General features: G+C 44.5%; 13 protein-coding genes. 1 reads left to right on the plus strand and 12 read right to left on the minus strand.

Annotated elements, in window-relative coordinates; translation table 11 throughout:
- Positions 1 to 64: 64 nt before the first annotated feature.
- Entirely contained in the window at positions 65 to 730 is a 666-nt protein-coding gene (locus DUL71_RS14825; protein ID WP_114938845.1) for a DUF3826 domain-containing protein, read from the minus strand.
- Positions 731 to 1,167: 437 nt separating this feature from the next.
- Here DUL71_RS14825 and DUL71_RS14830 point away from each other — a divergent pair, with 437 nt between their 5' ends.
- Positions 1,168 to 2,061, plus strand: a complete 894-nt coding sequence (locus DUL71_RS14830; RefSeq protein WP_112569292.1) for an AraC family transcriptional regulator — start codon at positions 1,168 to 1,170, stop codon at positions 2,059 to 2,061.
- Between the two features lie 258 nt (positions 2,062 to 2,319).
- Here DUL71_RS14830 and DUL71_RS14835 read toward each other — a convergent pair whose 3' ends face one another.
- The 11 genes from DUL71_RS14835 to DUL71_RS14885 all read right to left on the minus strand — a co-directional run bounded on the left by DUL71_RS14835 (position 2,320) and on the right by DUL71_RS14885 (position 25,722).
- A complete protein-coding gene (locus DUL71_RS14835; protein WP_114938846.1) occupies positions 2,320 to 3,246 on the minus strand; it encodes a dihydrodipicolinate synthase family protein in 927 nt (308 codons plus the stop codon).
- A 10-nt stretch (positions 3,247 to 3,256) separates the two neighbouring features.
- Complete coding sequence (locus DUL71_RS14840; protein ID WP_114938847.1) at positions 3,257 to 4,813, minus strand: sodium:solute symporter family protein; 1,557 nt, start codon at positions 4,811 to 4,813, stop codon at positions 3,257 to 3,259.
- A 323-nt stretch (positions 4,814 to 5,136) separates the two neighbouring features.
- On the minus strand, positions 5,137 to 7,536 hold the full coding sequence (gene galB / locus DUL71_RS14845) for a beta-galactosidase GalB (RefSeq protein WP_114938848.1): 2,400 nt from the start codon (positions 7,534 to 7,536) through the stop codon (positions 5,137 to 5,139).
- Positions 7,537 to 8,658, minus strand: coding sequence for a glycoside hydrolase family protein (locus DUL71_RS14850; protein WP_114938849.1), 1,122 nt, complete (start codon positions 8,656 to 8,658; stop codon positions 7,537 to 7,539).
- A gap of 322 nt (positions 8,659 to 8,980) precedes the next feature.
- Entirely contained in the window at positions 8,981 to 11,743 is a 2,763-nt protein-coding gene (locus tag DUL71_RS14855) for a family 78 glycoside hydrolase catalytic domain (RefSeq protein ID WP_114938850.1), read from the minus strand.
- Positions 11,744 to 11,752: 9 nt separating this feature from the next.
- Complete coding sequence (locus tag DUL71_RS14860) at positions 11,753 to 15,256, minus strand: malectin domain-containing carbohydrate-binding protein (protein WP_244228764.1); 3,504 nt, start codon at positions 15,254 to 15,256, stop codon at positions 11,753 to 11,755.
- Positions 15,257 to 15,574: 318 nt separating this feature from the next.
- Positions 15,575 to 18,382, minus strand: a complete 2,808-nt coding sequence (locus DUL71_RS14865) for a glycoside hydrolase family 95 protein (RefSeq protein ID WP_244228765.1) — start codon at positions 18,380 to 18,382, stop codon at positions 15,575 to 15,577.
- Between the two features lie 5 nt (positions 18,383 to 18,387).
- Complete coding sequence (locus DUL71_RS14870; protein ID WP_244228766.1) at positions 18,388 to 21,135, minus strand: alpha-d-galacturonidase; 2,748 nt, start codon at positions 21,133 to 21,135, stop codon at positions 18,388 to 18,390.
- Positions 21,136 to 21,357: 222 nt separating this feature from the next.
- A complete protein-coding gene (locus DUL71_RS14875) occupies positions 21,358 to 22,905 on the minus strand; it encodes an MGH1-like glycoside hydrolase domain-containing protein (RefSeq protein WP_208645567.1) in 1,548 nt (515 codons plus the stop codon).
- 3 nt (positions 22,906 to 22,908) lie between these two features.
- Positions 22,909 to 23,922 (minus strand): zinc-binding alcohol dehydrogenase family protein, encoded by a 1,014-nt coding sequence (locus DUL71_RS14880; RefSeq protein WP_114938854.1) that lies wholly within the window; start codon positions 23,920 to 23,922, stop codon positions 22,909 to 22,911.
- Between the two features lie 147 nt (positions 23,923 to 24,069).
- Complete coding sequence (locus tag DUL71_RS14885) at positions 24,070 to 25,722, minus strand: UxaA family hydrolase (protein WP_114938855.1); 1,653 nt, start codon at positions 25,720 to 25,722, stop codon at positions 24,070 to 24,072.
- Between the last annotated feature and the right edge of the window lies 1 nt (position 25,723).

The following is a 25,723-nucleotide window of genomic DNA, read 5'->3' on the forward strand; positions in this document are numbered from 1 at the left end:
ATAATTGGTTGGCCCGGCTAAAGCTTATATCATGATACCGGGGATATTTAGGTTAGTTCAAAAATTACTGCTTCGTAGCCTGCCGCTCCTTGATACGCTTTTGCCATTCTTCACCCTCCTTTTTCATATCATAGCCTTGTGCCGATAAGTAATTATTAATGCGGCCCTTAAACTTGCCAAACCAGGCATGTTTTTTCTCTGATGATTCGGCGTCGATAGCGTTTTCCCTTGCTTCCAGCAGCCAGCCTTTTATCTTACTTTTTTGCTCTTCAGTAAGGTTCGGGATTTCGTCCTGATAAGCAGTGTAGGTGATTGGGTAAATACGGTAGGTCATGCCGTCCTTTATCTTATCAAGCTCGTCGGCGGTTAACACATTATTTAGCTTACTGATGTATGCTGTGTGCAAAACTTTAACCTGTTTTACCACATCAGTATCTATAAGGGCTATTTTGGCATTAGCACCGTTTTTGTCATCGGGCATTTGCGCTTTAATATCGTTTACCTTGGTTTTGCGGGCTTCGTAAACTGTGTTTAAATCGTTGTATTGTGCAACCACAATATCACGCACTTTCTTAAATTTTACAGAATCTGTAATGCCTGCTCCGGTGACAATTTTGTTTGAGCGCTCGGTTATTACCTTAATGTAGTTGTTATCGGCAGTTGACTGCGCAAAAGCGGCATTGTATGCAGCTGATAATAACAATATGGCTATGTATTTAAAGTGCTTCATGGTTGTTTTAATTGGTTAAATTATTATACAGCTTATTATAAAAGCCTCTCAAAATTTTATAGAATACTGCCGTTTTTCAATGCAATTAATTGTTTATATCACAATTAATTAAATATTAAAATCTTGTCAGTTCTAAAAGCCTGATAAAAAGTATAATTAATTTTATTGGTTTATATTTCCTGGTATCCTGCAGCCTGATTTACAAGTTGCTTTAACAAATATCACGTGTTAGGCTGTGCGTTTCCTATTTGTATTTATCTATTTATTATACAATCTTACCATAACCCATTTTTCCTATAAAGCTAAATTTTTGTCAAAAGAAAATTACATTGCTGCAAATAGGGTTTAATTAAAAATTGCTACTTTTAAAAATATAAACCGAAGCGGCGCATACCTAATCGCCTGCCGATCTGCTAACCTTTATTGATTTTTACAAAATGAAGCCCCATTTTCTCAAGGTTGCGGTAAAACCGCAAAATTCATTCAGTATCAGGCATGATATTTTGCCCACCTTCAGGGGTATCTGGCATTATCATCCTGAGCTTGAATTGCACTACGTAATAAAGGGCGAAGGGGTTAGGTTTATCGGTGATAATATCAGCAATTTTTCGCCAGGCGAAATTACTTTACTTGGTGAGGCCCTGCCGCACTGCTGGCGCTGCAAGGACGAATATTTTTTGCCCGATTCGGGATTGAATGTTGAGGTGATCGTGATTCATTTTTTACCCGACTGCCTTGGCCGTTACTTGTTAAATTTACCCGAAGCATACATGCTGCCCAAGCTTTTTGAAAAAGCTAAAAGCGGTATGGTAATCAAGGGCGAAGCAAAAACCGAACTGGCCAAACTGATGCGCCAGGCTGTTGAAGCAACCAATCTCGACAGGATCATTATCCTGTTATCGATATTGAAAGTGCTTGCCGAAAATGAAGAATTTGAACCGATAACACTATCCCACAGCGACTTTCACCAATCAAACGAATCGGATACCATCCGCCTCAATAAGGTTTGTTCCTACACACTGGCCAATTATAAGCAGGAGATCAGCCTGGAGAAAATAGCGGCCATCGGCAACCTTAGTGTTACCTCGTTCTGTCGTTATTTTAAGCTGATGACCAAGAAAACTTATTTTGATTTTTTAACTGAGATCAGGATCAGTCATGCCTGCCGCTTTTTGATTGAGGACAAGCTACCTACCGAGGTTTTGTGTTTTGAATGCGGTTACAACAATATCTCCAACTTTTACCGGCATTTTAAAAGGGTTACCGGGATGACACCACTTGAGTATAAACGCCGTTATATCAAAGGGCAAAAGCAGGCAGTTTCCGCTTGATTGACTTAAGTATTAAGCCGTTAGTCCGAAATATTAAGTAAGAAGAAGCTGTTAATGAGGGGAATGCTATTTGTAGGTTAAAAAACTTCATTGCCGTTGGTTTTAACCAACGGAATAATTAAGCAGCAATAAGAGGGCTTCAGCCAAAATCCGCTTGTTCAATTGGGCTAAAGCCAAGATTTTTCTATTTTTTTACCGTTGGTTAAAACCAACGGCAATGAATATCTTTTTTAAACAGCCCTTATTTTCAACTTAAGACTAATATATACCTATCTCGCTTTGCAACATTGTATAATTGCTATGCAGATCTTCGATCTTATTGCGGATAGCGGGTGAAAAATAACCAACATCGCGCCGGGTGATAGTTGATATTTTCAGACCGCGTTTGGTAAGATAATATTTTGCAATAACCGGGTAAACATTGTGCATTACATCCATGTTTTCGGTTAAAAACTCCTGCACCATGGCAACCTCGTGCCGGCGCGATGCATCGGCGTAATGATCACATAACCAAACAATAAGCTCCGGGAAGAAATTCCCCTGAATACATGACAATCCCGCCGAACCGGCTTTCAGCGATTCAACAGCATGAACCATGTAAGCATCATACAAACCAAAGGCCGGGTTAATTTTGCTTGCCTCCAGTTTCTGTTTTACCGTATCCAGGTTCAGGCAGGTATCCTTATGATATATTATCCTGCCGGTCGCCGCGAAATGATGAAGCTGCTCCGCCGATAATAACCTTTTGTAAGGCACCGGGCATTCATAGAAACCTAAAGGAATATTTTTGGTTTGATCAAACAGATCAAATACGCGGTCATTAAATACTGCATCGGGTTCATTCGCATCGGCCAGTAAACTTGTAATGACAATTACGGCCGAAGTGCCTGTATCATAAACTCTTTTCACAAAATCGGCTTGCTTTTCAACCGGGCCGCCAAAGGTACCAGTGGCAACTACGGGCACAGCGCCATCAACAGTTTCAACCACGTGCCTGATAATGGCCAACCGCTCTTCCCCGCTCAGTTCAAACATTTCGCTTGAGAGGCAATTGGCAAACACACCGGCAGCACCCGCGCGCAAATACATTTCGGTAAGGCGAGTCAGAGCTATATAATCAACCGCGCCGTTATCTTTAAAAGGCGTTAGCATTACCGGGATAAAACCCTTTTTTGATTGTTCCATTTGATGATGATTAAACTGTTAACTGCCTGGTTTTGGTCAAAAATATTCCTGTTAAAAAGATAGCGAGGGTGCCCGCAACAATGATCATGTTGGTATTAAGCGTACTGCGAAGAGCGGCATATTGTTCCGGAATGAGCGATGGAAAAGTAAGCCAAAGGATTACCAAAACACCAATAACACTGGCGATAATGGCTTCATGGTTACGGGTTTGCCTGCTGATAATGCCCAGTAAAAACAAACCCAGCATACCCGCGGCAAAAATGCCCGAAAGCTGCCACCACAAATCAAGGATACTCTTTACCCCTATCATGGCTATCCCGGCCGCCATACCCGCAAACCCAAATAGCACGGTGCCTATGTGCAGGGCGTTCAGCGTATTTTTATCATTCAGCTGTGGCTTAAAATATCTTTTGTAGATATCGATAGTAAAAACAGTAGCTGACGCGTTCATGCCCGAACTGATGGTGCTCATAGCTGCCGATAAAATAGCGGCAACAATAACGCCAACCAATCCGGCGGGGATTTTGGTAACCATAAAATGCGGCATGATCTTATCACCATAATCAGCAGGCGTAAGTTTGCTCATAAATGCCGAAACCTCATTTGCCGAAGCCGTTGCAGGCAGGCGCTCAATGGCTACCTGGTGTTTAAGGCTAAGGATCAGATCCGGGTGCTGACTGTAGTAAGCATATAAGCATGAGCCTATTACAAAAAACAGGAAAGACGCAGGTACATAAATACCAACGCAAAGCCAAACCGATTTGGCCGCCTGCTTGGTAGATGTTGCCGCATGATAACGCTGAATATAATTTTGATCCATCCCGAAGTTGTTGAGATTGATGAAGAAGCCATAGAACAGGATCACCCAAAATGTCGGCTCGGTGAGGTTAAGCGAAAAACTGCCAAGACTAAATTTATGATCGGCTTTGCCAATTTCTACGATCTTATCAAAGCCGCCTGGAATGCTGCTTACCACCAGGTAAATGATCAGCAAAGCCCCTAAAGTTTTAATGATAGCTTGTACCACCTCCGTCCAGATCACGGCTTTAATCCCACCTGATACGGTATACAAGATGATGGAGATGCCCATAACAACCATGATCGTTTTCATGGAGAGCCCTGTAAGCGCCTGCAGGCTCAATGCTATACCAAAAAATACCGACCCCATGCGGGCTATCTGCGTAAGCAAAAAACATATAACCGCGTAAACCCTTGCCCAGGGACCAAAGCGTTTTTCGAAATGTGTATAGGCCGAAATATTGCCGGTGTTACGATAAAATGGTATAAAATACTTAACCGCTATCCATGCTGCAAAAGGCATAGACAAGCTAAATACAAAAGCATTCCAGTTGCCTCCGTAAGCCTTGCCCGGTACGCCTAAAAAGGTGTTACTGCTTAAAAAAGTGGCATAAATGGATAAACCGATAGCCCAGCCAGGTATTAAACCTGAAGCGACGGTGAACTGCTCAGCATTTTTATTTTTACGCGAAAAATAAAAACCAACCAGTACCATAGCTATAAGGTAAATACCTATAATCACGAAATCTAACACGGGCAACACTTTCATGCGTTAATCGGGTAGTACGGTAAAAATTAGTATTGTGGTTTAAAATTGTATAACAAATTTAACAACCCACAGTTAAGCTTTACTGTAATATTTTCTCCTGCTATTGTAGGATATTATCAGCAACGGAAATAAATAAGTACCCTCGGCTGACTGGAAGTTTTAAAAATTCCCCTCTTGAGAGGGGGCGCGTAGGAACGTGTGGTAGCAGGGGTGTGTTTCTGCTATGTACCTATCAATGCAGAAACACACCCCTCCGCCCCTCTCAAGAGGGGAATCACACAATCCTGCCCTTTTTTCGTTAACGGCAATGAATAAATAACTGCTTAACGCTTGGCTTGAATAACTAATCTGGCCGGCTGTAACCCATCGGCATTAGCACTAACAGTAATCTTACCAGCGACAGATTTAGATTGAATAATTGCCAATCCCAAGCCGTTAAACAAATGGTGCTGATCAGATACAAACGGATCCAGATCTGTTTGTGAACCATTATCCACTCCTTTCAAAATCCCTTGCCCCGTTACTTTAAACTTTACCAGTTGATTAGCATCGGGCACGGGCACATTATTTTTATCCAGAACGGATACTGTTATATATGACAGGTCTTTACTATCGGCGTTAATCTTATCCCTGTCTGCCTTAAGCTGTATTTTATAGGGCTCGCCTGCTGTAACTACCTGCGTGGTCATAACCACCTCGCCATTGCGTCGCGATACGGCTTTTAATACTCCCGGCTCATATTTAACGCGCCACATCACATGCAGGTCATCGCCGGTTTTCTTCCTCACACCTATCGACTTGCCGTTTAAAAATGCTTCTACTTCGTCGGCATTGTTATAATAGGCCCAAACATCTATCGTCTGTCCGGGTTTCCAGTTCCAATGCGGTAACAGGTGTAAAACAGGCTTGGTTGTCCACTCGCTTTGGTACATGTAATAGACATCTTTTGGGAAACCAGCCAGATCAACAATGCCAAAATATGAGCTGCGGGCAGGCCATAGGTATGGGGTGGGCTCGCCAATGTAATCAAAACCTGTCCACACAAAAAAGCCGGAGAGGAAATCATGTTTTTTGATGATCTTCCAGGTTTCCTCGTGCGTTGAACCCCAATAGGCCGAAACATTATCGTAAGATGATACCGTAAAATCCGCATTACCATCTTTCAAAGGAGTTTTACCATCTTTTGGCCAGCGCCTGATACTATCCGAGGGCATATCATAATGCCCCCTTGTTGCCAGGGCCGACATATTTTCGGTGCCGATAAACTTTTGCCCGGGATAGTTTTTCTGAAAATCAGCATATACTTCCTGGTGGTAGTTTAAGCCAACCAGATCAAGCGCGCCCGACTGATAAATAAAATTCTTTTTAGGGTCGGCATCACTCAAGGCCGATGTAACCGGCCTGGTATTATCCAACTGCTTTACAATTTTAACCAGCTCGCGGCCTATGCTCACGCCGGTACTATCAAACTGTTCCCTGATTTCATTACCAATACTCCAGGCAAAAACGGAGGGGTGGTTACGGTCCCGCAAAACCTGGTCTTGCAAATCCTTTACATGCCATTCATCCCAGTCCTCATGATAATCATGCTTACTCTTTTTCTTCTTCCACATATCAAAAGATTCATCCATCACCAGGAAGCCCATTTTATCGCACAGGTCGAGCAATTCGGGTGCAGGCGGATTGTGTGAGGTACGGATAGCATTGCAACCCATTTCTTTTAAGAGCTGCAATTGCCGCTCTATAGCACGTGTATTAACAGCCGTGCCCAAAGCCCCCTGATCATGATGCAGACAAACACCAAGAATCTTCATTGGCTCACCATTTAAGCTGAAACCTTTGTCAGCATCAAAGTTAAAATACCTGATGCCTGTGGTAGTGGTATAATCATCAATCACTTTATCGCCAGCTATCAACTGCAATTTTACCTTGTACAGGTAAGGACGTTTTACCGACCATAGCTGAGGATTGCTTACCCTAATATTTTGCTGAATTACGGTATCTGTTATTGGTATTATGACAGATCCAACAACCTTAGCTTGATCATCTAAAATCGAGGCTTTAAGCTTATACTTTGAGTTAATGGAACCCGGCAAAACCGTGCGAATATTGATCTCCGCCTTTTGAGGATTAACCTGTGGCGTAGTTATAAACGACGACCATTGCGGCAGGTGAATCTTGTTAACGGTTATTAGCCATACATTCCTGTAAATACCCGAACCGGTGTACCAGCGCGAATTAGGCTGATCACTATTATCAACCCTTACCGCAATAACATTTTGTTGTGTGCCGAATTGGAGGTAAGGCGTTAAATCATACCTGAATGAGATATAACCGTTAGGTCGTTTACCTAAATAATGGCCATTGATCCAAACTTCGCTGTTATGAAAAACACCGTCAAAATCAATCAAAATAGTTTTAGCTTTTGATGATGCCGGGATGAGAAAATTTTTACGATACCAGCCAATACCGGCAGGTAATCCGCCTTCGGCCTGCGTGGTGGGATTTTTACTATCGAATTTACCCTCGATGCTCCAATCATGCGGAAGGTCAAGTTTTCGCCAGCGGCTATCATCATATTTTATCGCGTTAGCAGTGGAGTCGTTACCCAAAAAGAACTTCCACCCTGCGTTAAAACTTGTTGTTTTGCGTACGTTTTGGGCAGATGCAAAACCGGCCGCGAAAAGTACCAAATACAGCGTATATAGATAAGGCAGCCTCATTTATTTCGATTTGCTTTTCTTAACAGGCGGTGCAACAAAGTTGAGTTCGCTTTTACCCAGATCTTTTGACACAGCAACGGCTATGCCTCGCTGATCCGCTTTGTTTACGGCGCAATAAAAGTGATAAACCACACCTTTATACTTCACCACACATGATTTATGGGCAAACATATTATCATAAGGTTCGGACGATTGGATGAGCTTCTCCCCTGTCCAGTCTGTCCAGTGCACCAGGTCGTACGAGCAGGCAAAGCGGTTAAATACGCCCGAGTCACCGGTTTTCCAAAAAGCTCCGAAATAGAACATTACATACACATTTCCTATTTGCTGGATATATGGATCACCCGTGATACCGTCGCCATGATTCAATACAGGGTCTTTGCCAAAACGTTTCCAGTGCAGCATATCGTCTGATACAGCCATGCCAATCCGCTCGGCACCACGTTTTTTATTTACGCTGTCGCCATTGGCATTGTAATACATAATGAATGGGTGACCTGTCAGCTTCTTTTTATCCCAGATCACAGTTTGTTTGTATTGCGTATGGTTATCCCACCAGCTTACATCTTTATCAATGCTCGATAATACAGGATGGTCTAAGCCCTGCCACTCATGTACCGTACCCGGATCTTGCTCGGTAGAAGCTACACTTATGGACAACAAACCTTTCTCGTACCCCTTGCTTTGCCCACCGAAATACGATAGCCAGTACTTACCATTGTACTGCTGCAATTTGTACGAGCCGCCCCATTTATAATCCTGCAGACCTACATAACCAGCCTTTTGGTTATTATCCCATTTGGTGGTATCGTCCGAAAACGACAGGATGCGGCCGCGGGTTTTCCAGTGCAGCAGGTCCTTACTATCAGCCAGCCAGGTTTCATAACCCCTGCCATTGAAAATGATATAGCTCATGTACCAACTATCGCCCTGGCGAAAAACGGTAGGGCAATCGGCCTTTTGACTATTATCTTCCGGCGCTATCACCAGGCCATATTTATAGGGCGTTTTTACCTGCTCATAAATGTCTTTCATCACCTTTTCGGGTACATCCTGGGCTTGTGCCTTCTGCATTAAAAAAGCACAAACAAAGAATGCAGATGATTTGAAAATGTGTTTCATATTGTGTTTTACATAAAGTCTATTAATTAATTTCACATACAACCATCACCCCAAACTGATAATCAATTCATTAGATTTCAGAGAAATCGCTTTTAAAATCTGTAGTAGACAGAAGGCACCTACGGAGCCAATCCTCTTCGATTTTCATTTCTACAAACATGTTACTCCTCCGGAGTTTAAAAAAGTATATAATTATAACTCCGTAGGAGTAACATGTTTATAGCAAAACCAACAGATATGTATTGGCTCCGTAGGTGCCTCCTGTTTAAAAGCGATTTCCCTGTTTCAGCTTTATGCGTTTGGCCTTTAGCTTTTATATATTTTATTTGGCGATGAATGTATAGTTGCCTGAACCCGCCTTCACTTCAGCCTTCCCGTCGTGATAACCTATAAATTTGATATCATGGCGGGTTTTGATATTTTGCCCGTTTACCATAATAGTTGCGTTATTTTTTACGGGCAAAAAGATGCTTGCAGTTGTATTTGCAGGAATGCTCACTTCCAGTTTAAACTGGCCCTGCCCCTTCGCCCAAGTGCTTGAAATATTGCCATAGGGCGATTGGTAATTGGCCTTAGCCCACGTTACATTACCCACCGTTTCCGGCCTGATCTCAATTTTATTAAACGCGATGGCATCATCTGCCGGGCGGATTCCTGCAAGACCGCTGTAAAACCATTCCATAAGGTGCCCCAACATAAAGTGATTATTAGATACTGAAGGCAGCGCCGCCCATGATTCTGTCAAAGCGGTAGCCCCATGAGCCAGCTGATAACCATAACCCGGCACATCGGCACGACTGTTCATATTATATATCACATCTGAAAGGCCTTCATCATCCAACACACGCAACAAGTACCGATAACCTATATCGCCTGCGGTAAGTGCGTTACCACGGTCGCGGATATCTTTTACGATATTGTTCACCACAGCTTTTTTATACTGTGGCTCAACCAAACCGGCATAAACAGACATAGCATTAGCCGCCTGACTGCCGGTACCATATTGCTTTGTTTCAGCGTTAAAAAATGTTTTATTATAGGCTTGCTTTACTTCAGCAGCCAACTTTTTGTATGATATGGCATCATCGTTTTTGCCAAGCAGGGTAGCTATTTTGGCGGCTATATCCAGGTCGTAATAATAAAGCGAGGTTGCCGTAATGCCCTGCGGCGTTAATTGCGAAACACCGGGAGGGTTTGGGCCCAGATCATACCAATCGCCAAGGCCCTGGTACAATAAATGATTTTTTGATTTTTTATCGAGATAGACCAGGTATCGTTTGATCATATCATAATTTTGCGTAAGCACCTCTTTATCGCCATACCATTGGTAAACATACCAGGGCAGGATCACCGCGTTACTCCCCCACTCGGGCGAATCGCGGAAAGGCTCATCAAACTTTACATATTCGGGCGAGATCTCGGGGATCAGCCCATCCTCGGTTTGGGAAATACGCATATCGTTGATACACTTACGCGCCAACCCAACTATATCATAATTGTAATGCAGGGAACTGCCAACCAGATGCGCTTCTTCCAGCCAGCCCAGTTTTTCGCGGTGAGGGCAATCGGTAAATATGCTGGCCATATTGCTTTTCATGGCCCAGTCAATCAGTTTAAAAGTTTTGTTAAATAGCTCGTTTGAGCAGGCGAAATTTCCTACTGTTGCTGCGGAGTTACGGGTGTGCAGTCCTTTGATATCGACAACTACGGGCTGCTGCGATGTATTGCGCTCATTTACAGGAACCGCGCCCTGCACCTGCAAATACCTGAAACCATAATAAGTAAACAGGGGATGCCAGGTTTCAACGCCGTTACCCTTCAATACGTAGCTATAATAATGCGGACTGCCGGATGCCTTCTGATTGGCGCTACCATCCTCATTCACCAATTCGGCGGGGATAATGCGTACGGTATCCCCTTTCTTGCCCTGAACGCTGATCTCAGGAATCCCTGAAAAATTTTGACCGAGATCATAGATCCATGCGCCATTAGCGAGTTGCTTTTTACTTTGCGGTTTCAGCTCCTGCATAATTTTCAAAGGCTCGGCCGTTTGCGCGTTTAGCTCAGGTATGCCATCTACCTTAATCACGCCGCGCCATTTGGAATCATCAAAGTTGTTGGTGTCCCATCCCGGTTGTTCAAGATTGGCATTATAATCTTCACCACCGTAAATACTGCTGAAAGTAACCGGCGAAGGGGCTGTTTTCCATGAACCATCACTAACTACATTATCTACCCGGCCATTGTTATATTCTAATATCAAACGGCAAATCATTTCAGGATATCCGAAAGCACCGGTGAGCTTTCGGTAACGCCTGTCGCGCGGGATATAGTAAAACCCATTGCCAAGCGTTACGCCAACGGTATTTTTACCGGAAATAAGCTGATTAGTTACATCAAAAGGCACATACAAGGCTTGTTTGTCATACTTAGTCCAACCGGGATCAAGAAAATGATCTCCCACTTTTTTTCCATTCAGGCTCAACTCAAAATGCCCCAAACCGCATAAATAAAGCGTGGCTTTTTTTAGCTTACCATCAACATTAAATCCTTTACGCATTAAAGGCAAAATATCATTAGCAGCACCCAGCTTTTTGGGACCTTTACCATGATAAAAGGGAACAATGGCCGATGAATCAGGCAGTTTATCGTAAGCTACCCACTCGGCACCATGCCAGTCGGCTTTTGTGAGCAGCCCCATTTGCCAGCTGGCGATATTGCTCCATGCCGATGCTTTGCCATGGTTATCCCAAATCATTACCTTCCAGTAATAAGTTTTTGCAGCCTGCATCGGCTTTCCATTACACGAAACCTGTAACGACGCTCCGGATGTCACCTTGCCCGAATCCCATACATCAGCATTATTGTTTGCCAGTTTAGCAGCTTCATCGGCAACCAAAACCCGGTAACTGGTTTGCATTACATTGCGGGCATCGCTTTGTATTTGCCAGCTCAACTTTGGCTTAAGCGATTCGATACCCAGCGGATTGGTTTTATACTCGCATTGCAGGTTTAACACTTTCAGACTTTGAGCAAAAGCGCCGAAGGGCAGTAACAAAAACAACAGGCAGATACTTTTTTTCATGTTGATATTTTATTGCATTTCGATACCCGAAACAGCTAAACCATCGGCATTAATGCCCTTGATTACCAGTTTATAATTACCCGCGTTGATGCTTGTGCCTGTATTGGTTGTAACCGTGCCAGATTTATTTTTGGCGACCGGTTTAAAACTCAGTTCTTCCTCCTTCATCACCGTACCATCGGCGGCCAGTAATTGCATTTTTGCCGTAAAAGTTTGATTGCTCAGGTTATAATATTTTATGCGCAGGGCGTACAGATCGGCAACACCCGGTGTTAACACGAATGCCACACTGCCGCCTGCCACACTGCTAAACTTAATTACTTTCTTTCCGTTCAGGGTATCGGCTTTTAAGCCCTCTCCTTTTATTTCAGCCGTCTCCGCCTTATAGCTTACGGTTTTACGAAGATCAGTAGCCGGTTGCAGCGAAGTAACGGGCAGTACCACTACGGTGAACATGAACCTGCCTTTATTTTCGCCCAAGGTTACTAAATCAGCCTTTTTAAAACGCTTCCTGTAAACGGACAAATGATGCCGCCCATCGGCATCATTTTTTACAAATAAACCGGTATTTTCATAATCGGCAACCCAATCTGTCCTGTCCGATGCTGACTTGTCCATGGCAACATATACGTCAGCATCAGCATTTAAAGTAAACGAGCCTGTTTGCCCTTGAACCGAATTTGCTGTACTTATCCAATCGGCACCGTAAAATATGGGGGGGAGATCATTAAAAGTTACCCCGACATCGGTATATTGCTTTTGGCCGATATCCATCCAGCTTTTTATTACCCATTTGTTATTGCCTTTTAATTGGCTGATTATTCCTTTGCCCGACTGATTTGGCTTGGCCGCTTTATTTAAAGTACTTATAGCAATGCCTGATATGATAGCTTCACCAGCTGCTACGTTTGGAAAAGATATGGTTAGCATCCCGCCGGTGACATGTGCGGTGATATTTTTCTTAAGCGCTTGATCATACCCGGCTTCCTTCCAGATGTCCAGATTGCGGATCACCGTTTTATTATTCAGGGCTATATCAAACAAACGCCAGCCTGAACAGTCTATCCCGCCACCTGTACCGTACCAGGGTTCAGTAAAATATAGTTCGATGCGATAATCACCGTCCGGCACCGGGAAGTTGAATTTCAGTTTAGCCAAACCATACCTGAATGTCCGGAACAAAGCCTCATCGGTGGTATTGCCGATCCTGTTAAAAGTGCGTTGCTGACTGGCAAAAAATGCAGGCATACCGGGGTAATCATCGGTCCACGATGTAGAGCCGGGTTGTTGTTTATTATCCTGATGCTTATCGGCTATCCAGGTATTGCCATAGGTATCGGTATAATCCGGTCCGCCGCAATTGAGGCGGTATAAATAGTTGTAACCGGCTTCGGGCTTCAGGATAACTGGATTCTCTTTAGGTAGATGAGGTGCCGGTGGCAGGTGATTCAGGATCAACTCATCGTGCGTTACCTGCTTACCATTAACATATCCCACAGCATCCAGCACATTATATTTAATATCCGCGCCATCCCACTGAAAATGTGTGCCGACGCCCTGTCGTTTTCTTCGGCCTAAAGATTCATGATTGACATCATTAAAAAGCTCAACCTCATCGCAGTTGGAATAAACGATTATGCTATCCTTTTTGCCCGGAGCCAGCCAGCGGTTTGGCCAGGTGTGCGATACAATATAAACCATCGGCTCCTTATCTTTTGGTGCATAATTGGCCCTGTACATATAAAAAGCATCGGTTGGCTGGCCCCATGGCGTAAACAGGCCTTTATAATTAACAGGGCCTACCCTGTCCAATTCACGCTGACCTTCGCCACCTTGCGTTCTTCCGGGGTTTTCATGCGAATACAGCAACCATTGAAAATGTCCTGCCACCTGATCTTTTACAGACTCGGCCAGGCGGACTTTAGTTTCCATCAACTGGGTCATGCGGTCTTCACTTAGCGGGCCGTTTGCATCAAAACGCCCTTCGGTATGTAAACCGAGGCTTCGCCATGCGCCGTACTCACCTACTAATATTTGTTTTTTCAGGTCATCGCCATAAGTAAGCGGGTTACCGCCGTAGGTGCCCGTCCAGTTTTGGGGCACATCCCAATCAGTACCCTCGCCGCCGTTACAGGTTGTTATTTTACGTTGCGATGAAGCCGTAGGATCGAGCTTACGAATGATGGAGCTGCATTCCCGGGCAAAATCGGCAGGTAATTTACTTTCGTTTTGTAAGCCCCATAATATAACTGAGGGGCTGTTACGCCGTTCCTTAACCCAATCAACCAGTAAAGCTTTATAATTGGCCCTGAATTCCGGTGAATCATACCAGATATGCGCCGAATACTGCGGCCACCATAAAATGCCCAGTTTATCCCAATACTGCTGATAAGCGAGGTTATGAGGCTGATGCGCATCCCTGAAAGCATTGAAACCGGCGGCCTTTACCTGCATTACCCGGGCTTTGATCTCCTGGGCTTCAAAAGCATGGCTTTTTCCCATCAGGTGTTCATACTCGGCAATGCCATTGATAAAAACAGGTTTTCCGTTGAGATAAAAACGATTGTCGTTATTATTCCTGCCAATGGGCCAGCTAATCCACCGGATACCATAAGGTGTTTGCACCCTGTCGATCAATTTTCCATCGGCCAAAACCTCTGTTGTTACATGATACAGGTAAGGTTTCTCCAACGACCATAGCTGCACATTTTTAAGATCTGCAAATTGTTGACTTACCGTGTTAACTTCACCGGCTTTTAATATTTTGTTTGTTTTTGCTTGCGCGATAGTTTTGCCACCGGCATCAACCAGACTGTTTATTACGGTTATTACAGATGGCTTGCCGTTGTAGTTTTTAACTTCAGTTTCGAGGTTGAGTGTAGCCGATTTTTCGCGAACAGTGGTATCATTCCAGATATGTACACCAAAAGGTTCAATCCTTACGGCGTTAGTAACCATCAAATGTACCGGCCTGAAAATACCCATTGGTTGCGAACCCTCCGAAAAACCCGGATCATCTGAACAGGCGCCGCAAACCCAGGGCAAGTCTTTAATAAACGAAGGATGATCGGCCCTAACGCATAACAGGTTTTGTTTACCTGCTTTGATAGCATCTGTTACGTCAATGGTAAACGACGTACGTCCGCCGGCGTGGTACCCAATCTGTTTTCCGTTGAGCCAAATAGTAGCGTACGATCCAACGCCCTCAAACCAGAGGAAATAACGCTTATCATTTTGCTTTTTTTCAAGCGTGAATATTTTACGGTACCACGCGGTGCCGTGCCTGTTGCCATGCTTCAGCCGGCGATAGCCTCCGTAAGTGTCCCAGTTATGAGGTACGTTTACCGTTTGCCATTGGGCATCAATAAAACCGGCTTTTTCAAAACCGGCATTAGCTTTTGGATTGTTATCATCGGCGATGCTTTTCCAGTTGATATTTAATGAGATATCATTACGCTGTGCAAAAAGGTAACTACTGGAAAAAAGGAGTAAAAACAGCAATGAGGCGATCACTTTAAAAAATGGGAAACATATCCCCCCATTTCTTTCACGGGTAATAGCCCATGAATTGACAATTCCCTCCCCTGGGAGGGGCGCATTGGGATTGCGTGTTGGCAGGAAGGGGTTTATGCGCCTTTCCGACGACAAGACATCTCGCCGAAACCCCTCCCTACACCCTCCCAGGGGAGAGAATCGCGCAACCCAACGCGCTTTAAACTCCTCTATAGCTTTATAGGCTACTACTCTGTCAAAAGGGCAATCACACAGTGCCAAAACACATTGTTCTTTTCCTGCGATCCCGCTGTGATATTTTTGCGCTTCGCCCATCTTTTACAATTGTTTCAGATCAGCATCGAAGCGATAGCTTTTACCTTTTTGAGTTTCGATATCAACTGTTTTTCCTGCATAATTTAAGCGACAGGTTTTGCCCAATTTTGAAAGTACCTGCAGATTTTTCAAGCGGCCGTTTTGCCATTCAAAATCCAGCACAAAGCCGCCCCTTGCACAAATACCTTTAATGCTGCCCTGTGGCAAAGCAGTTGGTAAGGCTGGCAACAATTCTATAGCATCGCCCTGACTTTGTAAGAGCATTTCGGCTAAACCTGCGGAGCCGCCAAAATTTCCATCAATCTGAAATGGTGGATGTGCATCGAACAGGTTATGATAAACGCCACCTTTCTCTTTACCCGAGCTTACATCGGCAGGCGACAGTAGTTTGGTTAGCATGAGATAAGCATGATCACCCTGGTGCATCCGCGCCCAGATATTTACCTTCCAGGCAATGCTCCAGCCGGTACCTTCATCGCCACGGTATTTCATAGATTTTTCGGCGGCATTCAACAGTTCAGGAGTTTTAAAAGTGATGTCCGTTCCGGGATAAACGCCCCACATATGCGAAACGTGGCGATGAGTATCCGTGGTATCATCTTTATCTTCCAGCCATTCCTGCAGTTGTCCGGATTTGCCAATTTTGTTTGGCGCTATCTGCCCGTATTTTAACTTGAGTGTATCAGCAAAAGCCTTATCGTTATTCAGTACTTTGGCTGCTTCGATGCAGTTTTTAAACAGCTCGCGAATGATCTGATGATCCATAGTTGGCCCTGCAACCAAACCGCCATGCTCCGGCGAGTTAGATGGCGTGCTGATGAGATATCCGGTTTTAGGATCTTTAACCAAAAAGTGCACAAAAAACTCGGCAGCACCTTTCATTTCGGGATATGCCCGTTTTTTCAGAAAATCCTTATCGCCGGTGTATAAATAATGCTCCCATAACTGGTGGCAAAGCCATGCCGCTCCGCTAACCCAGATACCATGGTTGGAAGCATTAACAGGAGCCGTCCCTCGCCATAAATCGGTATTATGGTGCAATACCCAACCTGGCGCGCCATAGTGTTCAGCCGCCGTTTCATGACCCGTTTTTGAAAGGTCATCAACGATACTAAAAAAGGGCTGACTACAAGCTGATAAGTTAAGCACCTCGGCAGGCCAGTAATTCATTTGAAGGTTGATATTGGTGGTAAACTTGCTACCCCAGGGCGGTGTAAGCAGGTTATTCCACAAGCCCTGCAAGTTTGCAGGACCACCGCCAGGCCTTGATGATGAAATCAGCAAATACCTGCCATATTGTGTGTACAGGCTGATAAATGAGGGATCGGCGGACTGACTAAATTTCTGGATCCTTTCATCTGTTGGCAGTTCCGCGTTCTCACCTTTACCTAAATCGATAGAAAACGTATTGAAATACTTTTGATAATCTTTGATATGAGCAGCTCTGATAGCTGTATAACTCTTTAGCGTTATTGCCGCTATTTGAGCTTTGCAGATAGCCTCCGGATTACCTGAAACATTATGATAGTTTTTAAAATTGGTTGCCGCAGTAAGGTAAACTGTAGCTTCGTTAGCTCCTGTAATCGATATATTCTTCGGACTTACCACAACCTTGCCACCCGCTGCCTGTACATACAAGTAGCTTACACCACGCAAAACGCCGGCTTTTACCTTTAAAGACAGCGCCAGCGTATGATCATCAATTTTACGGGTAACATAGTTTTTGTGCAAACTACTCAATAACGCCTTCAGCGTAATTTTGCCCGGTTTATCGGCAGTTAAATGTACCGCCATCACCTGATCAGGCGCACTGCTGAAATACTCGCGACTGTAAGTAACACCATCTGCTTTATAACTCACATGGGCGGTAGCATTGGTAATATCAAGGTCGCGCATGTAATCCGTAGCCTCCTGTTTCGGAAATTGCAGGTACAAATCGGCAAAGGGCTGATAATCGGCGTTGTAGCGGGAATAAGCGGGTGGATTATCATCCTGTATAAAATATCTCCATTGCCCGGCAATACTAATAACATCGTTTTCACTTCCCTCAGGATACACCGATAAAGTTTTAGCATTGCTGGTAAAGCCACCTTTATCGTAAAAGTTGATTACCTGTACAGCAAGCCTATTCTCACCGATATGTATTTTATTTGCCGGGATAATGTATTTCCGGTAGGCGTTACCCGAAGTTGTACCGATGTAATCCCCATTAAGCCAGGTGCGGTCGATATCACGTATCCTGCCTAAACTGATCACCAAGTTCTTCCCTTTCCAATCAGCCGGAACATTAAAATGTTTGATGAACCAAACCGCGCCATCAACTCCTTCAAACCCTGGCGAGACTTCCCATCCTTGTTCTGTCGGCAAATTGATAGTTTTAAGATTATCATCATGAAATAGCTCGTCTTGCGGCAAATGGTACGAACCTATCATCTTAAACCATTTTGCCGAATCAACCGCATAAGTAGCTTCATCGCTCTTCGTACCCATAAAATGTTGTTGGGCCATGGCCTCTGCTTCGGCTTGCTTACCTTCGACAAGGAGCTTACGGATAGGTTCCAAATATTTTACGGCACCTTTACGGCTATAGTCGCGCGGGCCGCCTGTCCACAAGCTTTGTTCATTGTATTGGATTTGATCTTCGGTAACGCCTCCGTAAATCATGCCACCAATGCGGCCATTGCCTATGGGTAAGGCATCCGTCCATTTTTGGGCGGGCTGTTTATACCAAAGCTTAAGGGGCTGCTGGGCAAAAGCCTGTACAACTCCAAACATCAATATCGCGATACAAAAACTCTTCCTGCTATTCATAAACATCAGTTAAAAAGCCAGCGTAAATCTTTGATATTACCTTCGTTGCTCAAGCCGGCATCGTACACCGGCACATTAGCATCTGCCTCAACAATACCTAAAACCAACGCGGCACCTTTACCCAAGGTAAGTGTATTTGAACCAGCTTTAAAGGTATAAGTATGAATATTTACAGGTGGCAAGCCATCAATTTGAATAGCATTGGCAATCTTAATATCGGCCTGACCATAATCGTTCGCGCTGGCATCTGTTTCCAGTTGTGGTTCAGGCAGGTATTGAGGCATTTTGCTGTTGAAAAAGCCAACCAATACTTTTACCGGCTTATCATTTTTAAAACTGATGGTTGTACCATTCTTTTGCTGATCTGCCTTAGATAACTTTACACCTTTTAAGCCCACCAGTTCTTTCGCGATATTTTTGATTGCTGCTGATGTATCGGCAAATACCATCTCACCGGCGTTGACCTGATAGCTACTATTTTCAAACTTCACAGGCGCATCTTTCAAAACCATAACCTCTTTTTGCTTTTGCTGTGTTTGAGGCGATTTCAGCGAATCTATATTGCGTTTAAAATTATCCAGTTCTTTTTGATAAACCGGCAAAAGCTCGGCCCAGGTTTTCATTTTGGCATCATTACCCCCAACCGGAATTTTACGTTGTTTGGTTTGCATGCTGTTGGCGTACAGGTAAGTATTTTCGGTTAGTTTTACCAACTGCTTATAATAATCCAGACTGGTTTGCAGTTCGGGCAAAGCCTTTTCCAGGTCTGCAACATTATCCGAATATTTATATCGCAATACCCACAAAGCCGCCTTTGCCTTATAGGCATAGTTATTGGCCATGGCGTTATAGCAATACATGTCGTTTTTTAAGCGGTCAAACTCCGCTTTATCTTTAGTTACCTTTGCAGATGCTTCATTGATGGCCTCCACCGCTTTTTTTCCTTGTAGTATTACACTGTCGATAACTTTAACCGGTGTTTCGCCGGTGTGCGGCTGATGCTTCCATTCTCTCTCGGCGTACTCGCTCATCATTTCACCAACAGGGCCCTCTGAATTATACAGCAGCGAAAACAAGCCGTATTTTTCGGGATTAACCAGCTGGCTCATCAGCATACCCAAAGTCATGGTTTGGCGGTTGCCATCGGTAATACCAAAACGGCGCAATAACTCGGGTGAGATATTGCCGGATTGCCCATAAGCTTTTAAGATAGCTTCGCCATGTGCCTCATCGCACCCGTATTTATCCGCCAGTTGCTTTGCCCAATAGCTTATTTCGCCAGCCCTGTCCCGTTTGCTATCCCAGGCATAACGCGACCATGCTTTATACCAGATCCAGTCCCTGTCTAACTGCAATAAGCGCTCGCCGCCGGTATTATCAGCCGTGTATGGCCAATCCCAGTATGATGCCTGCGGGTATAGGTGCAGGGCATTAGCACCATAAACCTGATGCATGGCCTGTACACATTTCTGGATAAAATCGGCCGAGCCATAGCGGAAAGGCTCCAGGTTGGCCATGATATGCACATTTTCTATCTGTACAGTACCTATACTGCTGAGCGTGCGGTGCAGATCGGCCCATGGGCCATGCGGTTCATAAGTGGTCAAGGCCTCGCCGTTATACTTTGCTTCGGTATATAAATTTGAATAAAGCGGTTTGGCATATTTCATCACGGCAGGGGCATCTGTATCATGTGCCCGGAGTACAATCGGCGGTTCATCAGTGCGGCCCAAAGCTTTTAACCCATCTTTGACACCCGGAATAATGGTTTGCGTAAACCAGTCAATGTCATCCTGGCCAACGCCTTCCATGGCCTCGCCCAGTGTAACCAATAAACCCACATGCGGATATTTCTGAACAAAGGCTGCGATGGATTTGCGGGTATAATCGGCAATGATGGGTACAATGTGCCGGTTCCTGTCCTGCGTTTTCAGGTTATTTTTTTCGGCGAAGGGTTTGGATACAATGATATTATAAAATCCTTGAATAAGCCAGATGCCACGCTTATCAGCTTCATCGGCCAAAAAACTGTAGATCTCTTCATTTTTCTTAAAAGTAGCATCATCAACTTCAACAGCGTAAGGATATTCTTTTACCCGCACCAACGAAGCAAAGGGATGCCCGTTCCATAAATACAGGGAGTTCATGCGGTTATGCGCCAATGAATCCAGGTAACGGATCCATAAAGCCTTATCGTAAAACCATGGAAAATTTTGAGGGGTGTAAGGGTACTCATAAGTGCCGCGACCGGGAAGTAAAGCAGGTTTCTGTACACCGATACAAGTACCCCGCAAAACCATTTCAGGCTGATCATGCAGGTTGATATTTACCGGAAGTTTTTTATTTAAGGCGATCCTATCCGCCAGTTCAAGACAGCCGTAGAGCACGCCTGAATTATCAGCGCCCGCTATCAGCAGTTCATTTTTAAGGCCGATGTTACTTATAATAAACCCCTCTTTTCCGGGACGATTACTTGCATCACCAGCCAGTTTCTTAACCGGGGCATCCGTAAGCAAACCAACAAATATAGTGTTACCAGACGGAAGTACGCCTTTATAGGATTGCTCAGTTACCGAGTACCCGGCGTGTTGCAGGGCCAGCGTTAGCTTTTGTATACCGTAACTTATCCTTGCATGATGCTGAGGTAAAGTAACAATGATGACTTTTTTTGATTGATTTTGAGCGTCTGAGGTTGAATAAAAACAAAAGATCAGCGTGAATAACAGCAGCAGGTAACGATTAGACATCTTCATTTTCATTCGTATTAAAGCAGGCTTACCAAAGCCTCTTTCGTTGATTTGAATGAAGGCTTTAGTATCTTAAATGATACCCAGGGTTTTGAACTTAATTGGTTGTATAGTATTCAAAAATATCAGTGCAAGGCTGCAATTTCATCTGATATTTTCTCTATCTACTATACGATATTATCATCATTAAAGTCAGCAAACCAATAAACGAGAAAAAATAAGTCAAGATTAATCCGGAAGCTTAACCAGGATACGTTTCAATTGCGCACTCCGGGATATTAACTTACCATCTGCGTAAACGATAAAACCTTTGCCTTTGTGATACTTCGTCCCGGTTTTATCCCATACCACACTGATGGTATGCCCGTGATAAAGTACGTTATCCAATGCAAACCATTTCCACTGGTTTTCACGGATAAGCGGGAAGATTTCCAACATATTATCTTCACGCGGTTTCAGGCCAACAAGATCATTGATCACCAGATCACAAAAACCGGAGTGGTTGTAATAGCTACTTCGCGGGTTATCTCCTTTAAGCCAGTAGCCGGTCTTTTCGTCCTGGTATTCGCCAAGGTAAGGTTGGCCACGTTTGACATGCGAAAGGGCGTATTTATGCAGTTCATTATAAAAAATGCCCGGCGTCATGCTGCCTTTATTTTGATAAGCGGTAAGCAGGTTAGCCAGTCCTTTCAGGGTTTGCGTAGTAGCAAAAGGCCATACCGCGCCATCCCATTCACAACTATGCCCCGTACCATGGGTACGGAACAGCGGGTGCCCGCGCTCGGCCGTGGTAATGCCCCAAGGCGCGTTGAAACCTTTATCATTGATTAACTGATCCCATTGTTTGGCATAAACTGCTTTATCATCGGGCAGGCTAAAATACCAGGGAATAAAGCCCAGTTCCTCCCGGGCATTGGCAAAATGGCCATCGGGCTTAAGTACTTCAAAAAAAGAGGCGCTATCATTCCATAAGCTATCCTGCACCAGTTTTTTCAGGTCGATGGCTTTTTGCGTGTATTTTATTTTTAGCGAGTCATTACCGGTTAAAGCTGCCATTTTTGATAGCGCCATAGCATTACCATACATATAACTGTTAATGGTGGGCCGGATGTTTTTGACCTTACGCCCCCCACTGATACTTTCCTCCATGGCGTCGCGCACATCAAACTGCCAGAACAATTTGGATGGCAGCTGTTTTTCCGTTTCCCAAACATGATAATCGGTGTTTAGCAAAGGCAAAGCCTGTTCAACAAATTTTTTATCAAGATTTACAAGGTAATAATTATACACCGCGTCATCAATCCAACTGCTAAAAGCGTGTAAATGCGGCTTCTTTTGCTTAGGATCAACATACAGCCAGAAGTTGATATACTGATTAATATATTGCGGATCATGCAGCCAGCGCCCTTCATAAATCTGGTGACCAAGCGCACTGCTCGAACTGTTGTAAACGCCAGTAAAACTAACGGGAGTTATAAATTCGGTAAAAATAAAACCATCGGGTGTTTGCTTCAGGTGTTTTCGGAACGTCCACCAACGGTAATAGTAGATCTTTTGAATAGCTGAATCCGGGCATTCAAACAAGGGTACATTTTTGGATAACCATTCGTAGGCATGGTCGTTAGTGATGTAGTTTTTAACCGTTTCGGTATCGGCTTTATTAAAACTGTTTACATAAGTTTTCAGCTTTTCAAAACCTAATACACGCTTTTGCTGCGCAAAAACATTACCTGCCGCACAAAAAAACAAACTGATTAAAAATACCTTTTTTATCATTACTTATACCTCTACAATAGCCTTAATAACTCCATTCGCCGGGTTTAGCCAGCTTTCAAACTGATCTTTTACTTCATCAAATTTTACCCTGTGGGTAATGTAAGTCTGCGGATTTACCAAACCGCTTTTCATCGATCTGATCACATGTTCAAAATCCTCGCGGGTTGCGTTACGGCTGCTCATCAACGTGCTTTCGCGTTTGTGAAACTCGGGGTGACTTACAATAATTTCATCACGCTGTAAGCCAACCAGCACATACCGGCCACCATGGGCCAGGTACAAAAACGCGCCATTTATAGCTTTTTGATTGCCTGTAGCATCAATAATCACGGTAGGCATATCGCCATTGGTGATCTGTTTAAGTCGCTCCGTTACATCTTCGTTTTTTACGTTGATGGTATAGTCAACTTTAAGGTTTTCACGGCAAAAATCCAGGCGTTGTTCATTTACATCTGCAGCTATAACCTTCGCGCCGGCGATACGGGCAAACTCCATAATACCTAAGCCGATAGGTCCCGCACCTATGACCAGTACAAACTCGCCTGGTTTTAAATCTGCACGTCGCACACCATGCGCACCTATAGCCAGCGGCTCAACCAATGCCAGTTCGTCAAAGCTCAATCCCTCGCCATGAACCAGTAAATGCGACGGTACCTGCAGATATTCGGCCATACCGCCATCGGTATGTACACCGCAAACCTGGATATTTACGCAACAATTTGGTTTGCCAGAGCGGCAGGCAATGCAATGCCCGCAATTAAAATATGGGATAAACGTAACGGCCTCGGCCTTTTCAAAACCTTCGGCATCGCCTGCTTCAACCAGTTCGGCCGCAAGCTCGTGGCCTAAAATTCTTGGATAGCTAAAAAAGGGCTGAGTACCTTCAAAGGCATGCAAATCGGTACCGCAAATGCCAATGCGTTTTATTTTAAGCAGCGCATTACCCGGTTTTAATTGCGGAGCTTCGGCAGTGCCGTACTCGAGTTGACCGGGCGTTGTACAGGTTAGTATTTTCATTTGTTTTTCGTCGTGTTTTATCCCGTTTCCGTGTCCTCACGGAAACCCGATGTTTTTTTACTATGGTTGTTCTCTTTTCATTCCATATACCCCCTCAATACCTGTCTACGGGTGTTCGTGAGGACACGAACACGGGGAAATATCAAATTAAAGCGAAACACCTCTTTTCCAGGGGATAAAATCATCCTGACCATGGCGTACCGCGTGAACTTCAATTTCGCCGCTTGCAACTTCTACCACATAATCCAGGATGCGTTCGCCGGCTTGTTCAATGGTTTCGTCACCTTCTACAATAGTACCGGTATTGATGTCTATAATATCGCTCATGCGGTTGTATAACGCGGTATTAGTAGCAATTTTCACAACCGGAGCTATCGGGTTGCCTGTAGGCGTTCCTAAGCCGGTAGTGAACAATACGATATTGGCACCCGAACCGACTTCGGCCGTGGTCGATTCCACATCATTCCCCGGTGTGCACAGCAGGTTAAGGCCGGGTTGTTTTACCTTTTCAGGATAATCCAATACATCGGCCACCGGCGATGTGCCGCCCTTTTTTGCCGCCCCGGCAGATTTGATGGCGTCGGTGATCAATCCGTCTTTAATATTACCCGGCGACGGGTTCATGTAAAAACCGGAACCGGCTTCCTCTGCACGCTGGCTGTAAGTACGAACGAGATCAGCAAAGCGATCAGCTTTAGATTTATCTATACAACGGTCAATCAGGTTTTGCTCAACACCACAAAGCTCCGGGAACTCGGCCAAAATAACCGAACCGCCCATAGCCACCAGCAGATCTGAAGTATAGCCGATAGCAGGATTTGCAGAAATACCCGAAAAGCCATCCGAGCCGCCGCACTCCAAACCAATAGTGAGTTTACTTAGCGGGGCCGGCTTACGGGTGTGCTGATTAGCCTGCATCAAACCGGCAAGCGTTTGCCTAATAGCCAGTTCCATCAAATCGGCCTCTTTGCCTGTTTTCTGCTGATCTAAAATGTATAGTGGCTTGTTAAACTCTGGTGATCGTTTATTGATCTCTTCCTGCAGGGTTTTTACTTCCGCATTCTGGCAACCTAAGCTCAAAACGGTTGCCCCGGCTACGTTGGGATGTGTAATATACCCTGCCAGCAAGCCACAAAGCGCCGTTGAATCCTGGCGGGTACCGCCGCAACCGCCGGTATGTGTTAAAAACTTAATGCCATCAACATTAGGAAAAACTTTGTTGCCGGCATTTTGGGCGGTGTCACTGCCTATTTCGGTATATAAAACCTCGTCTATTTCGGCTCCGGCTTTTATTTTACCAATAAGTTCCTGCGCTTTGATCTCATATGTTTTTTTTCGCCCGTAACCCAGCGGTTTTACCAATGCTTCCTGCAATACCTCGATATTTCGGTTTTCGCAAAACACCATCGGTACTACCAGCCAGTAATTGGCTGTGCCTACGCTGCCATCTTCACGATGATAACCATTGAATGTTTTGCCCTCCCATTTACTGATATCAGGCCTGTGCCAATCGGTATGGCTTTGGCCTGTCAAAAAGCTGTTTGCCGCGTGCTTAACATTCGCCGTGCTGATTAAACCTCCAACCGGGATCGGGCTTTGTGCCTTACCCACCAACACGCCATACATGATAATTTCGCCGCCTTCGGGAATTTCCACAATAGCGAATTTATGTTTGGCCGGGATCAGTTCTTTTACGGTGTAAGTTTTATCCTGGTAAGTAACCTGCTCATTAGCCTGTAAATCGGTAAGTGCTACAAGCACGTTATCGGCAGGGTGTACTTTTAATATATTCTGTTTCATT

Source organism: Mucilaginibacter endophyticus, from assembly GCF_003351025.1.
Taxonomy (GTDB): Bacteria; Bacteroidota; Bacteroidia; order Sphingobacteriales; family Sphingobacteriaceae; genus Mucilaginibacter; species Mucilaginibacter endophyticus.

Coding starts and splice junctions, on each gene's coding strand:
- DUL71_RS14825 (WP_114938845.1), bottom strand. CDS start 730: ATGAAGCACTTTAAATACATAGCCATATTGTTATTATCAGCTGCATAC.
- DUL71_RS14830 (WP_112569292.1), top strand. CDS start 1,168: ATGAAGCCCCATTTTCTCAAGGTTGCGGTAAAACCGCAAAATTCATTC.
- DUL71_RS14835 (WP_114938846.1), bottom strand. CDS start 3,246: ATGGAACAATCAAAAAAGGGTTTTATCCCGGTAATGCTAACGCCTTTT.
- DUL71_RS14840 (WP_114938847.1), bottom strand. CDS start 4,813: ATGAAAGTGTTGCCCGTGTTAGATTTCGTGATTATAGGTATTTACCTT.
- galB (WP_114938848.1), bottom strand. CDS start 7,536: ATGAGGCTGCCTTATCTATATACGCTGTATTTGGTACTTTTCGCGGCC.
- DUL71_RS14850 (WP_114938849.1), bottom strand. CDS start 8,658: ATGAAACACATTTTCAAATCATCTGCATTCTTTGTTTGTGCTTTTTTA.
- DUL71_RS14855 (WP_114938850.1), bottom strand. CDS start 11,743: ATGAAAAAAAGTATCTGCCTGTTGTTTTTGTTACTGCCCTTCGGCGCT.
- DUL71_RS14865 (WP_244228765.1), bottom strand. CDS start 18,382: ATGAATAGCAGGAAGAGTTTTTGTATCGCGATATTGATGTTTGGAGTT.
- DUL71_RS14870 (WP_244228766.1), bottom strand. CDS start 21,135: ATGAAGATGTCTAATCGTTACCTGCTGCTGTTATTCACGCTGATCTTT.
- DUL71_RS14875 (WP_208645567.1), bottom strand. CDS start 22,905: ATGATAAAAAAGGTATTTTTAATCAGTTTGTTTTTTTGTGCGGCAGGT.
- DUL71_RS14880 (WP_114938854.1), bottom strand. CDS start 23,922: ATGAAAATACTAACCTGTACAACGCCCGGTCAACTCGAGTACGGCACT.
- DUL71_RS14885 (WP_114938855.1), bottom strand. CDS start 25,722: ATGAAACAGAATATATTAAAAGTACACCCTGCCGATAACGTGCTTGTA.